This is a genomic window from Polaribacter sp. PL03 (genome assembly GCF_033875165.1).
In the GTDB taxonomy this organism is placed as follows: domain Bacteria; phylum Bacteroidota; class Bacteroidia; order Flavobacteriales; family Flavobacteriaceae; genus Polaribacter.
On the sequence record NZ_JAWZSV010000004.1, the window covers coordinates 519,058 to 533,624 of the forward strand.

General features: G+C 29.0%; 12 protein-coding genes. 10 read left to right on the forward strand and 2 right to left on the reverse strand.

The features are described 5' to 3' along the window. The first annotated feature begins 2 nt into the window (after positions 1-2). The 5 genes from thiH to SHK09_RS11055 all read left to right on the forward strand — a co-directional run bounded on the left by thiH (position 3) and on the right by SHK09_RS11055 (position 5,622). On the forward strand, positions 3-1,112 hold the full coding sequence (gene thiH, locus SHK09_RS11035) for a 2-iminoacetate synthase ThiH (protein WP_319810835.1): 1,110 nt from the start codon (positions 3-5) through the stop codon (positions 1,110-1,112). Positions 1,113-1,201: 89 nt separating this feature from the next. Continuing rightward, positions 1,202-2,254, forward strand: coding sequence for a molybdopterin-synthase adenylyltransferase MoeB (gene moeB, locus SHK09_RS11040; protein ID WP_319810879.1), 1,053 nt, complete (start codon positions 1,202-1,204; stop codon positions 2,252-2,254). A 121-nt stretch (positions 2,255-2,375) separates the two neighbouring features. Continuing rightward, entirely contained in the window at positions 2,376-4,148 is a 1,773-nt protein-coding gene (gene typA / locus SHK09_RS11045) for a translational GTPase TypA (protein WP_319810836.1), read from the forward strand. Between the two features lie 227 nt (positions 4,149-4,375). Next, positions 4,376-5,152, forward strand: coding sequence for a zinc-dependent peptidase (locus tag SHK09_RS11050; protein WP_319810837.1), 777 nt, complete (start codon positions 4,376-4,378; stop codon positions 5,150-5,152). A gap of 92 nt (positions 5,153-5,244) precedes the next feature. Then, positions 5,245-5,622: a hypothetical protein gene (locus tag SHK09_RS11055; RefSeq protein ID WP_319810838.1), complete on the forward strand. Its 378-nt coding sequence runs from the start codon at positions 5,245-5,247 to the stop codon at positions 5,620-5,622. 80 nt (positions 5,623-5,702) lie between these two features. Here the strand turns inward: SHK09_RS11055 and SHK09_RS11060 are convergent, their stop codons facing one another. Together SHK09_RS11060 and SHK09_RS11065 are read right to left on the reverse strand one after the other, a co-directional pair. Continuing rightward, positions 5,703-6,221, reverse strand: coding sequence for a thioredoxin family protein (locus SHK09_RS11060; RefSeq protein ID WP_319810839.1), 519 nt, complete (start codon positions 6,219-6,221; stop codon positions 5,703-5,705). Positions 6,222-6,354: 133 nt separating this feature from the next. Next, complete coding sequence (locus SHK09_RS11065; protein WP_319810840.1) at positions 6,355-7,530, reverse strand: MFS transporter; 1,176 nt, start codon at positions 7,528-7,530, stop codon at positions 6,355-6,357. A gap of 84 nt (positions 7,531-7,614) precedes the next feature. On the opposite strand from SHK09_RS11065, the gene SHK09_RS11070 reads away from it, so the two are divergent. The 5 genes from SHK09_RS11070 (at position 7,615) to SHK09_RS11090 (ending at position 14,567) form a co-directional block, all read left to right on the forward strand. Further along, positions 7,615-8,472, forward strand: a complete 858-nt coding sequence (locus tag SHK09_RS11070; protein WP_319810841.1) for a hydroxymethylglutaryl-CoA lyase — start codon at positions 7,615-7,617, stop codon at positions 8,470-8,472. Between the two features lie 610 nt (positions 8,473-9,082). Next, positions 9,083-10,612 carry a bifunctional metallophosphatase/5'-nucleotidase gene (locus SHK09_RS11075; protein WP_319810842.1) on the forward strand — a complete coding sequence of 510 codons (1,530 nt, stop codon included), beginning with the start codon at positions 9,083-9,085 and terminating at the stop codon, positions 10,610-10,612. A 138-nt stretch (positions 10,613-10,750) separates the two neighbouring features. Next, positions 10,751-11,935: a DUF4856 domain-containing protein gene (locus SHK09_RS11080; protein WP_319810843.1), complete on the forward strand. Its 1,185-nt coding sequence runs from the start codon at positions 10,751-10,753 to the stop codon at positions 11,933-11,935. Between the two features lie 89 nt (positions 11,936-12,024). Further along, on the forward strand, positions 12,025-13,125 hold the full coding sequence (locus tag SHK09_RS11085) for an imelysin family protein (RefSeq protein ID WP_319810844.1): 1,101 nt from the start codon (positions 12,025-12,027) through the stop codon (positions 13,123-13,125). 68 nt (positions 13,126-13,193) lie between these two features. After that, positions 13,194-14,567, forward strand: coding sequence for an HTTM domain-containing protein (locus tag SHK09_RS11090; protein ID WP_319810845.1), 1,374 nt, complete (start codon positions 13,194-13,196; stop codon positions 14,565-14,567).

Consider the following 14,567-nt stretch of genomic DNA (forward strand, 5'->3'; position numbering starts at 1 on the left):
ATATGAGTCATTTTAAAGAACTTTTCGATACTTATAATTGGGATTTTAGCCTAAAAAGTATTTTTGATAAAACAGCTGTTGAGGTACAACAAGCGTTGGCAAAAGATAAGCTAGATTTAGAAGGTTTTAAAGCCTTAATTTCTCCTGCAGCAAAACCATTTTTAGAAGAAATGGCGCATAAAAGTCAGATGTTGACTAAAAAGCGTTTTGGAAATACGATGCAAATGTACGTGCCCATGTATTTGAGTAACGAATGTCAGAATATTTGCACGTATTGTGGTTTTAGCATGACCAATAAAATTCCGAGACGAACGTTAACAGATACAGAAATTTTAAAGGAAGTCGCTTTTTTAAAAAATAAAGGCTACGATCATATTTTGTTGGTAACCGGAGAAGCAAATAAAACGGTTGGAGTAGCATATATTAAAAATGCGATTCAGTTAATCCGTTCTCAATTTTCTAATATTACTATAGAAGTGCAGCCTTTAGACCAGGATGAATACGAATTATTGGTAGAAAACGGCTTGTATGCAGTTTTAGTGTATCAAGAAACGTATCATAGAGACGAGTACAAGAAACATCACCCGAAGGGGAAAAAATCTAATTTCGATTATCGATTAGATACACCAGATCGATTAGGGAAAGCAGGAATTCATAAAATTGGTTTGGGTGCTTTATTCGGATTAGAAGATTGGCGTGCCGATAGTTTTTTTACCGCTTTGCATTTAAAATATTTACAGAAAACGTATTGGAAAACAAAATACTCGATTTCTTTTCCCAGATTACGCCCGCATTCTGGCGGCTTAGAGCCAAAAGTAGAAATGACAGATTCTGACTTGGTACAACTTATTTGTGCGTTTCGCTTGTTTGATGAAGATATCGAATTATCAATGTCTACCAGAGAAAGTGAAGTATTTAGAAATCACATTGTCAATTTAGGAATTACGTCTATTAGTGCCGAATCGAAGACAAATCCGGGAGGTTATACCGTAGAGCCACAATCTTTAGAACAATTCGAAATTTCTGATGAAAGAAGTACTGCTGAGGTGGTACAAATGCTAAAGAACCAAGATTTAGAAGTGGTTTGGAAAGATTGGGAACATTTTAAGTAATCAATAATCAGTGGTCAATTATCGGTGATCAATTATCATTTAATAATTACGGGTTTCAAATTATGAAGTTCACGTTCTAACTTAGTTTTATTATGCTAACATCAGAAGAAAAAAAACAATACAACCGTCATTTAATTCTAGATAAAATAGGAGAAGAAGGGCAGTTAAAACTAAAACAAGCCAAAGTTTTGGTTATTGGAGCTGGTGGATTAGGTTGCCCTGTTTTACAATATTTAACCGCTGCAGGAGTTGGAACGATTGGTATTATTGATGACGATGTGGTAGATCAAAGTAATTTACAACGTCAGATTTTATATACGATAGATGATATTGGTTTGTCTAAATCTAAAACTGCAGCAAAACGATTATCAAGATTGAATCCGTTTGTGAATTTTGACGTTTATAATGAAAAATTAACCCAAAAAAATGCCCTTTCATTATTCAATAATTATGATATTATTGTAGATGGAAGCGATAATTTTTCTACTCGTTATTTAGTAAATGATGCGTCTGTAATTACGAACAAACCTTTGGTTTACGGATCTATATTTAAATTCGAAGGTCAGGTGAGTGTTTTAAATTATCAAGGAAGTGCAACGTATCGCTGTTTGTATCCAACGCCGCCAAAACCAGATGAATCTCCAAATTGTTCAGAAATTGGAGTTTTAGGTGTGCTACCCGGAATTATAGGAAGTTTACAAGCCAATGAAACGATCAAAATTATTTGTGGAATAGGAGTGGTGCTTGCCAATAAATTATTGATTTATGATTCTTTAGAAATGAATCAAACAATCTTAAATTATGAAAAAGATACAACTTCAGAAGTTACTGTTTTAGAAAACGATTATGATTTTTTCTGTGGTATTGTATCATCAGAAGAAATTACTTTAGAAGAACTTAATAAAAATAAAGAGAAATATAATTTATTAGATGTTCGTGAAAATGGTGAACGACGAGAATATCATATTGGTGGACAACACATCCCTTTGGGCGAATTATTAGAGCGTATTGATGAGGTTTGTTTGAATAAAGATTTAGTTGTTTATTGCAAATCTGGTGCGCGAAGCAGTTCAGCAATTACTACTTTATTAAGTAGTAATTTTAAATCTAGAGTTTTAAATTTAAAAGGTGGTTGTTTTTAATTAATAACATAAAAAGTGTCTTTTTATATAAAATTAAGGTTTAGATAGTTAAACTTTTTTAGAATGAATAGATTCTTTAATCTAAAATCACTACTTTTGCACGAAATTTAAGAACATATTAATGCAGCCAATTAGAAATATTGCTATTATAGCCCATGTCGATCACGGAAAGACAACGTTAGTAGATAAAATTATAGATCAAGCTAAAATCTTAGACGATCGTAAAGAACGTACAGATTTATTGTTAGATAATAACGATTTAGAACGTGAAAGAGGAATTACGATTCTTTCTAAAAACGTTTCTATTCAATATAAAGGAACAAAAATCAACGTTATTGATACTCCTGGTCACGCCGATTTTGGTGGTGAAGTAGAGCGTGTATTAAAAATGGCTGATGGTGTTCTATTATTAGTTGATGCATTTGAAGGTCCTATGCCACAAACTCGTTTTGTATTAGGAAAAGCCTTAGCTTTAGGATTAACACCTATTGTTGTTGTAAATAAAGTAGATAAAGAAAACTGTACTCCTGACATCGTTCATGAAAAAGTTTTTGATTTAATGTTTGCATTAGAAGCTACTGAAGAGCAATTAGATTTTGCAACAATTTATGGTTCTGCAAAGAACAACTGGATGTCTACAGATTGGCAAAACCAAACAACTGATATCGTTCCTTTATTAGATGCTGTTTTAGAATCTATACCAGCAACTAAATACAATGAAGGTACGCCACAGATGCAAATTACTTCTTTAGATTTTTCTAAATTTACAGGAAGAATTGCTATTGGACGTATTTTTAGAGGAGACTTAGAAGTTGGTAAAGAATACAGTTTATGTAAAGCTGATGGTACTATTAAAAAAGTTAAAATTAAAGAATTACACGTATTCGAAGGAATGGGTAAAGTTCAAGTAGAAAAAGTACCTTGTGGAGATATTTGTGCAATTACAGGTATTGAAGGATTTGAAATTGGTGATACAATTGCAGATTTAGAAAACCCAGAAGCATTACCAAGAACAGAAATTGATCAACCTACAATGAGTATGTTGTTTACAATTAATAACTCTCCTTTCTTTGGTAAAGAAGGTAAATTTGTAACATCTCGTCACATTAGAGATCGTCTGTTTAAAGAATTAGAAAAAAACTTAGCATTAAAAGTTGAAACTACTGATAGTGAAGATAAATTTAACGTTTTCGGACGTGGAGTTTTACACTTATCTGTTTTAATTGAAACAATGCGTAGAGAAGGATATGAATTACAAGTGGGAAGACCACAAGTAATTATTAAAATGATTGATGGTAAGAAACATGAGCCAATGGAAACATTGTCTATTGATGTACCAGAAGAAATGGCTTCTAAAGCAATTAACTTAGTATCTCTTAGAAAAGGAGATATGTTAATTATGGAACCAAAAGGAGATTTACAACATTTAGAATTTTCTATTCCTTCTAGAGGATTAATTGGTTTAAGAAACAAAATTTTAACTGCAACTGGTGGTACAGCTATTATTAACCACAGATTTAGTGAATATGGTCCTTATAAAGGAGACTTTACTGAAGAAGTAAAAGGAGCAATTGTTTCTTCTGCTGCTGGTAAAGCAACTGCATATGCATTAAACCGTTTACAAGATAGAGGAGTTTTCTTTATCGATGTAAACCAAGAAATCTATGTTGGTCAAGTAATTGGAGAGAACAGTAAGTCTGATGAAATGGCTGTTAACTTAATTAAAGGAAAGCAATTAACAAACATGCGTAAATCTGGTACAGATGAAGCTATGAAAATTGCACCTAAAGTAGATTTTTCTTTAGAGGAAAACATGGAATACATTAAAGCAGATGAGTACTTAGAAGTAACTCCAGAAAGCTTACGTATGCGTAAAATTGTTTTTAAAGGATAATTTTAAAAAAATTATTATCATTTCTGTTTAGGCAGAAATCTATATAAAATTAAAAAGCTCAAGTTTTAAACTTGAGCTTTTTTTATGGACTTTAGTTATTCTTATTAATCTTAATTAAAGATGTTTCTTGTATTTTAAAAATAATAAAATGAAGCTCTATAAACTTATTAGAAAATTAGTTCTAAATCTTATGATTTTTGTAGTTTTCCGTTTTAAAAAATAATACAATGTTATATATAATTACAATTGGTATACTTCTTCTTATTTTGTTCGTTAGTTTTAAATCTAAGAAAAAAACAGCAACAATACCTTTAACAAACCTTGTAATTCCAACATATTGGCATCATTTATTATTAAAGAATGTTCTTTTTTATAAAAAGTTAACCATTAAGGAACAGCAATTATTCTGTTCTAAGATGTTGCATTTTTTAAAGAGAACAAATATTAGAGCCATTCATTTTAAATTAGAAGAGTTAGATACTTTGCTAATTGCAGCAAGTGCAGTAATACCAGTTTTTAGATTTTCTAATTGGCATTATTCTAATTTAACAACTGTTTTAATTTATCCAGATTATTTTGATGATGATTTACAGTTTGATGCTAAAGTGGAAGGTAGAACTATTGGCGGTTTGGTTGGTACTGGAAGGTTCGAAAATCAAATGATTCTTTCTAAGAAAGCTTTATATCATGGTTTTAGTAACAAGACAGACAAAGGAAATACTGCAATTCACGAGTTTATACATCTCTTAGATAAAGCAGACGGAGTTATAGATGGTATTCCTGCTGTTTTATTAGATAAGCAATACATAATACCATATTTACAGTTAGTACACAAAAAGATGGAGGCAATTAACAATGATGCTTCTGATATACGTAGTTACGGAGGAACTTCTGAAATTGAATTCTTAGCAGTAGCAGGCGAATATTTTTTTGAAAGACCAAAGCTGTTTAAAAGAAAACACCCAGAGTTATATAAAATGCTAGAAGCCTGTTTTATTAAATAATTTTAATTCTTATTTAGTTTAAAGTATGAACTCAATGAGAATAAAATGAGAATAAAAAGCAATTAACAATTTGTTATTTATATTTTTGCAGCATGAGTGAATTTAAAGTTTTATTTGAAACATTGCAACGTAGTCTTACAAATGATGAATTTGTAAAACTTACATTAAGTAAACCGATGCGAAAAAGTGAAGGATTATTAAATGTATATGTACGTTTATTTAAAATTGAAGATAAAGATGTTTTTGAGTTAAAATACCGTCATGAAGAAGAAAATAAATTCCAACAATTTTCTTTGGATGCATTAAAATCTGAAGTAGAAAGTTTATTAATAAACAAATTTAGAACAGGATGTTTATTTACTTTAAGTGAAGATTTAATTGTTCTTGTATCTAAAAAGAAATTAGTTTCTTACAGAGATAATGCACCAAGTTTTAAAAACAAATTACCAGAAATTCCATTACAATCTTAAGGTTTTTAAATAGATGATATATAAAAAAGCTCAAGAATTAAATCTTGAGCTTTTTTATTCAGAATATTAAAAGATATTCTTTATTGAATGAATTGTTTTTTTATATTCTTTACATCAATTTTAGATACTATTTTTGCAGACTTTTTTATTTTGTTAATAAATTCATTTACCTCTTCTGCACTTGCGGGCCCTCCTAAATTTTGACCATTATTATCGAAAGAATCAGTAATTACTTTTAAATCTGAATCTAATATTAACCAAAATGGCAAACCAGCTTTATCTCCTTTGTATTTTTTTAATAAATCTCTAGAACCCGGATTTTCTAACTGCTCTTTTCCTTTAGATTCATTTACTACAACTGGTACAATTACATAATTGTCTTCAAAAAACTTTTTAGTGTTTTTAGCTTTCATGTCTTTTGTCATTTTATGACACCAACCACACCATGAAGCTTCAAACTTTATAAAAACAGATTTACCTTCTTTTTTTGCTTTTACTTGAGCTTTTTCTAATAGACTAGCAGTAGTTTCTTGTGCAGAAACTGCAGTTGTAAAATAAAATATACTGGTAATTAATAGCACTAAAATTTTAATTTTCATAAACTAATTTTTGAGTTATTCTCAAATATAAAAAATTAATATTCTGTAATTTATAAAGAAATGATAAATTTTAAGCGAAATAAGAAATAAGACTCTTTAGATTTTTTTAGTTAAAGGGCTGAAAGCAGATAAACTAGATTGATTTTTTTTTGAACTTTAAAGAAATTAAACCAAAAACAGGACCAATAGCTAATAATAAATAAATAAAAGTAGAATTTGTAATATGGTACAAATTACTAACTAATTGTATGCTAATAATAGTAATAGTAAACCCAATACAATTTACAATGGTAAGTGCTGTTCCTTTGTCTTTTTCAGGAGCATTTTGTGCTACTAGAGTAGAGAATAATGGCGAATCTGCTATTACAACCATTCCCCAGAAGAGTAAAAAGAGTATGAAGATATTCTCATTTTCAATCATAAAAAAGAATGGAGAAATTAAACAGCAAATGCAAGATAATAACAAGGTGTAAAAAGCTGTTTTTTGAGTACCTAATTTTTCTGCCAAATAACTAGCTATAACACAAGAAATACTTCCTATAGCTATTATAAAAAAAGATAATAATGGTATGTTAAAATCTACATCATTATGTAATTTTGAATATGTTTTTAGTAAAATTGGCACAAACGCCCAAAAAGTATACAATTCCCACATATGTCCGAAATAGCCAAAAGCAGCTTTTCTAAAAGAGATATTTTTAAAAACTTTAAAACAAATTGCAATATCTAAAGAAGTTCCTTTTTTTCTAAACGGTCCATTAGGAACTAAAATAACTAATAAAAGTCCGCCAAGAGAAGCTAACATAGAAATAAAAAGTAATATTGTTTGCCAAGAAAAAGCATGCATACTATCTTTTAATAAATGAGGTAAAGCAGTTCCTAAAACCAGTGCACCAACTAAAAAACCTAAAGATTTACCCAATCCTTTTTGATAATAATCTGTAGCAATTTTCATTCCTACAGGATAAATACCCGCTAAGAAAAAGCCTGTTAAGAATCGTAGTATTAATAAACTAGAATAAGTATTGTTTTCTAATATTAAGCAACCATTAAAAACAGCACCTAAAATAGCACAAAAGAAAAAGACTTTAGAAGGTGAATAACGATCTGCAATAGTAAATAAGGCAAACAAAAGTGTACCAATTATAAAACCAAATTGAACGGCAGATGTTAAATTTTCTAAAGCATTTGAAGCCAAATTAAAGTTAGTAACTAAATCGCTTAAAACTGCATTTCCAGCAAACCACAAAGAGGTGCAGCAAAATTGAGAAATAACAATAATAGGAAGTACTAATTTGTGATGTTTCATTTACAAAGCAAATTTATTGAAAATAATGTAATATTCAATTTAAAAATATCATAGAAATCAGTTTCTTTCTATATCTTTGAATTGATGAAAAAAGTCAAAATTATAGAATGTCCTAGAGATGCAATGCAAGGAATAAAATCTCATTTTATTTCTACAGAACAAAAAGCATTGTATATAAATTCGCTTTTAAAAGTAGGTTTTGATACTATTGATTTTGGCAGTTTTGTTTCGCCAAAAGCAATACCGCAAATGCGAGATACCGCAGAAGTTTTAGCAAAGTTAGATTTGTCTAAAACAGAAAGTAAATTACTTGCTATTATAGCCAATGTTAGAGGTGCAAATGATGCATCACAATTTGAAGAAATAGATTATTTAGGATACCCTTTTTCTATTTCAGAGAATTTTCAAATGCGTAATACTCATAAAACTATTGCAGAATCTATAGAGACTTTAGATGAAATTCTAAATATTGCAGACAAATCTAAAAAAGAAGTTGTTGCATATTTATCTATGGGTTTTGGAAATCCTTATGGAGATCCTTGGAATGTTGAAATAGTAGGTGAGTGGACAGAAAAATTGTCTAAAATGGGTGTTAAAATTTTATCGCTTTCAGATACTATTGGTAGTTCTACGCCAGATGTTATAGAATATCTTTTTTCTAATTTAATTCCAGAATATTCTACAATTGAATTTGGTGCACATTTACATACAACTCCAGATAAATGGCATGAAAAAGTGAACGCTGCTTTTAAAGCCGGTTGTAATAGATTTGATGGTGCTATAAAAGGTTATGGTGGTTGCCCAATGGCCAAAGACGATTTAACTGGTAACATGCCAACAGAAAAATTATTGTCTTATTTTACTGCAGAAAAAGCGTACACAAATATAAAACCAATGAGTTTTGAAAGTGCATATAACAAAGCGTTAGAAACTTTTATTTAATTTTTTATTATAATTTATAGGTAACTTTAAATACCAAAATTCTTTAAAAAAAAAACGTACCTCTTTATTTTAGTAAATAAAATAGAAGACAAACTAGAACTTAATTTATACGTATAATTACCAATATTTGTAGCTACAATTTCTTAATCTTAAGCGCTATTTCTTTCTGATAAAAAACGGAAGCTTCTAATTTATTAACAGCTATTTATAATATAAAATTGCAACTTTTTAAGAAAGATCGTCTTCTTTTTCTTCTGTATAATCTATAAATTCAACACAATAGCAAGTGTTAAAATTACTTTTTTCAGAATAAAATTTTAATTAAATATTTTGTACCAATCTATAAGGTGTATTACATTTGCAATACTTTTATAGCTTTACCTTTTGTTTCTTTACGTAAGCATTAGTATTTAGGTTAACATTATTGGTAAACTGTTTCATTTAAACTTATAACCTATTTTTACTTTTTAAATAATTACGTAGGACATTAAATACCGATAAATATGGTATTAAAACTTAACCATAAAATTGTAACGAAAAGAAAACAATTTTTCTTTTCATTATTCAAATAATTTTTAGTGATAATAATAAAATATAAAAATAATATAAAATGAGTTTCTCAAATATTTTTTATAAAAATAAAAAAAACAAGTTTTTCTACTTAATTATAGTTCTAGTGTTTCTTTCTTGTAATAAAGATGACAATAAAATAGAATTTACATTTCTACAATTAAATGATGTTTACGAAATTGCACCAATACAAGGTGGTGAATTTGGTGGAATGGCAAGAGTAGAGACAATTCATAAAGAATTATTAAAGGAAAATGAAAATACTATGCTTTTTATGGCAGGTGATTTTCTAAATCCGTCTTTATTAGGAACTATAAAAGTTGACGGAGAACGTGTTCGAGGAAGACAAATGGTGGAAGTTATGAATGCTATGAATTTTGATTTGGTCGCATTTGGTAATCATGAATTTGATGTTTCTCAAAAAGATCTTCAGAAAAGATTAAATGAAAGTACTTTTCCTTGGATGTCTGCAAACGTAAAATTGAAAACTAAAGAAGCTTCGATTCCTTTTTACAAAGAAATAAACGGAGAAAAAGAAGCTTTAAATGAAACTTTCATAAAAGAGTTTACAGACGAAGATGGTACAAAAATAAAAGTAGGTTTTATTGGTGTTTGTATACCGTCTAACCCAAAAGAGTTTGTAGAATATGGCAATATGTTTATAAAAGCAAGAGCTTCATATGCTAATTTAAAAGATAAGGTAGATGTGGTTTTTGGCTTAACACATGTAAAATTAGCAAACGATAAAAGAATTGCTAAATTAATACCTAATTTACCTTTAATTATGGGAGGTCATGAGCATACAAATAGTAATAATTTTATTGGTAATGTTCAAATTTCTAAAGCAGATGCAAATGCAAAAACTGTATATATTCATAGAATTACTTATAACAAAAAGACTAAAAAAACAGTGGTAACATCAGAATTAAAAGAAATTAATTCAACTATAATAGAAGATGAAAAAATAGAGAAAATTGTAACAAAGTGGCAAGGTATTTTAAATACTAAAATTAAAGACGTTATATCAAATCCTTCAGAAATTATTTTTAAAACAGAAATACCTTTAGACGGAAGAGATACACCAATTAGAAGTACACAAACTAATTTAGGAGAAATTATAACAAGTGCTATGTCTTTTGCTTATGATGATAAAGTAGATGCAGCTCTTGTAAATGGTGGTTCTATTAGAATTGACGATGAATTGGTTGGTAATATTACAGCTGTAGATATTTTTAGAGTACTGCCTTATGGAGGTGCTATTTTAAAGGTTAAAATTAAAGGAAGATTGCTTAAACGTGTTTTAGATTACGGGCAATTAGCTGAAGGAACTGGTGCGTATCTGCATAGACATGATATTACATTAGAAGGAAAGAATTGGTTTATCTCTAAAAAACCATTAGATGTTAATAGAATATATACTATTGCTTTTTCAGATTACCTGCTAAAAGGTTTTGACATTCCATTTCTTTCAGATAAAAGTAAAGAAGTTTTGTCTATTTATACTCCTAAAGAAGATGATTTAGCAATTGATATTAGAAAAGCAGTGGTTTCTTACTTAAAAACAAAATAGCTATCTTATTTGTTTTTAGGTTATTATGAATTTTATTTTTTATTGTTTTAATTTATTCTAAATAAGCTTTGTAGGATTAGTTATGAGTAGTATATTTGCAGAAATATAAAACACTATTTATAGTTAATCTAAATAAAAATGAAAAAAGTACTTTTAACGCTAGCTTTAGCTGCATCAATAGTTTCATGTAATAACAATAACGAAGACGTAAATACAGTTGCACCTTCAACCTATAGTTTTACAAGAAACGCTACAACTTCTGTAAGTTTCGACGGACAAACAACAAGAATTAAAATGGGAGCAGAGTTTCTTACTGCTCTTAGAAATACTTCTGAAACAGTTACTACTTTAAATGCAAAATTTGCGCATGAAGAAGGAAATGCAGATTTTATAGATACAGATTTAAATGCATCTTCAAAAAATATTAGAAGTAAAACAGCTGCATCAACAGATTTTTTCTCTGCAAATACAACAGATGCTACAGCAATTAAAAATCAGTTTGATTCTTGGATAGCTGCACAAGTAAATGATGTTTTTCCTAATTGGTCTACTGCTGCTTCTGCAGGAGTTGCAGGTCAAATACAACAAGCAGGTGGTGGTTCTATAAGATATGTAAATGAAAAAGGAATAGAGTACAATCAATTAATAGCTAAAAGTTTAATTGGTGGTTTAATGGTAGATCAAATTTTAAATAATTATTTAAGTACTGCAGTTTTAGATGCAGGAACTAATAGTGCAGATAATACTGCAGATGTTTTAGAAAGTGGTAAGAATTATACTTCTATGGAACATAAATGGGATGAAGCTTTTGGTTATTTATACGGAAATGAAGCTGATGTAACTGCGCCAACTTTAGATGCAGATAAATTTTTAAATGAGTACTTAGGTCAAGTTAATACAAACCCTAACTTTGCAGGTATAGACGTAGCTGTTTATGATGCATTTAAATTGGGTAGAGCTGCAATTGTAGCAAAAGATTATAATACTAGAGACGCACAAGCAGCAATTTTAAAAGAAAAATTGTCTATGGTTATTGCGGTTAGAGGAATACACTATTTACAAAATGGTAAATTAAAATTAACATCAGATAAAGCAGCTGCTTTTCATGCATTATCAGAAGCTTTAGGTTTTGTTTATAGCTTACAGTTTACAAGAAAACCAAACTCTACAGATTCTTACTTTACAAAAGCAGAAGTAGATGGTTTTATGGCAACTTTACAAACAGGTAACGGTTTTTGGGATGTTACAGAAACAACTTTAGATGAAGTTTCTAATGCAATTGCTGCTAAATTCAATTTTACAACAGAACAAGCAGGAATATAAATTACGAAGGTAATTTAATAGCAAAAAGCAACCTTAATTGGTTGCTTTTTGCTATTTTTGTATCTTTATTTAGAATAAATAGAAATAATATGTTTAAAAGATTTTTAATACTTTTTGTATCAGTAATTACAATGTATGCGTGTTCTTCATCAGAAGGAGGAACCCCAGTTGTAACAGATAGTTTCGATAGAAGTGCTATGTTAGTAAATATTGCAGATAATATAATAATTCCTGCATATGATGATTTTAGCTCTAAAATGACTGCTTTAAAAATTGCAGGAGAAACATTCACTTCAAACCCTAATCAGGTTAATTTAGATGGTTTAAGAGCTTCTTGGTTAACAGCATACAAAACGTGGCAACACGTAGAAATGTTTAATATAGGTGAAGCAGAAGAACTTCAGTTTTCATTTTACATGAATATCTATCCATTAACAGTGCAAGATGTAGAAGATAATATAGCAAATGGAAGTTACGATTTAAACAGTGTAAATAATCATGACGCACAAGGTTTTCCTGCCTTAGATTATTTATTATATGGTGTTGCTGTTACAGATGCTGCTATTTTAGAGAAATACACAACTGCTACTAACAACGATAATTACAAGAAATATATTACAGATGTTTTAAAGCAGATGAATACACTTACTACAAGTGTTGTTTCAGCTTTTAAAGCAGAAAGAAATACGTTTATTACAAGCACACAAAATACGGCAACTAGTGTTGTAAATAAATTAGTAAACGATTATATTTTCTATTATGAAAAAGGGTTAAGAGCAACTAAGTTTGGTATTCCTTCTGGTGTTTTTTCTTCAACTACATTACCAGAAAAAGTAGAAGGATTTTATAAGAATGATATTTCTAAAGATTTAGCTTTAGAGTCTTTAACTGCTGTAAAAAATGTATTTGAAGGTAAATATTACGCTTCTTCTGATGTAGGCATTGGTTTTAAAGACTATTTAATTAAATTGAATAGAACAGATATTGCAACAAGTATAACAAACCAATTTAGTGTTGCAACAACAGAAATTAATAAATTAGATAACAGTTTTTCTACACAAGTAAATACAGATAATACTGCAATGACAAGGTCTTATGACGAATTACAAAAAGTAGTTGTGTTTTTAAAGGTTGATATGTTGCAAGCTTTCGATATAAATGTAGACTATGTTGATGCTGATGGAGATTAATAAAATATTTTAAATTAAATAATCACCTGATTTTCTATTGAGTAATCAATAAAAAATCAGGTTTTTTTATGTTGAATAAAAGACTCAAATACAATTTTAAAGAACAAACAAGTAGTGCTCCTTTGGCAATATTTCGTTTGTTTTTTGGGTTGATGATGTTTGCTAGTATTCTTAGATTTTGGGCAAACGGTTGGATTGAAAAACTTTACATAGAACCAGAGTTTCATTTTACTTATTTTGGTTTTAGTTGGTTGCAACCACTTGGTAATTATACGTATTTACTTTTTGTTATTTGTGGTGTATCGGCACTTTTTATAGCTTTTGGCTATAAATACAGAATAGCAATTATTCTTTTTTTTCTATCGTTTTTGTATATAGAATTACTAGACAAAACAACATATTTAAATCACTATTACTTTATAACTATTCTTAGCTTTTTGCTAATTTTTCTACCAGCTAACGCTTATTTTTCTGTAGATGCTTTTATCAGAAAAAAACAATACAAACAAATTCCAAAATGGACAATAGATAGCATTAAATTGCTATTAGTAATCGTTTATTTTTATGCAGGTTTAGCAAAACTAAATTCAGATTGGTTGTTTAAAGCAATGCCTTTAAAAATTTGGTTGCCATCTAAGTACGATTTACCTTTTATAGGAGAAAACTTAATGCAACAGAATTGGTTTCATTTTGCAATGAGTTGGTCTGGTATGTTGTATGATTTGGCAATTCCATTTTTGTTATTGTATAAGAGAACACGTTTTGTAGCATTTCTATTTGTAGTTTTTTTCCATGTATTTACTCGAGTTTTGTTTCCTATTGGTATGTTTCCGTTTATTATGATTGTTTCTGCGCTTATTTTCTTTGATACAAAATTGCATGATACAATTATAAACTTCATAAAAAAATACATTTTAAAATCGAAAGAAACACTTGTATTGGTTAATGAATTCCATTTTTCTAACGGAAAAAGAAAAGTACTTTTAGTGCTCTTTGGTATCTTTTTTACAATTCAGATTTTGCTTCCTTGGCGTTATCTATTATATCCTGGAGAATTATTTTGGACAGAAGAAGGATACCGTTTTTCTTGGCGAGTAATGCTTATGGAAAAAGCAGGAAGTACTAATTTTAAAATTGTAGACTTAGAATCTGGAAACTATTTTAGAGTAAATAATACTGATTTTTTAACTTCATTTCAAGAAAAACAAATGAGTCATCAACCAGATTTTATTTTAGAGTATGCACAATTTTTAGGAGATCATTTTACAAAACAAGGCCATAAAAATGTTGGTGTTTTTGCAGATAGTTATGTCGCTTTAAATGGTAGGTTAAGTACTCAATTTATCGATAAAAAAGTAGATTTATATCAACAAAAAGAATCATTTAAACATAAAGAGTGGGTAATTCCATTTCAATCAGAAATAAAAATTAAAGGAATATAA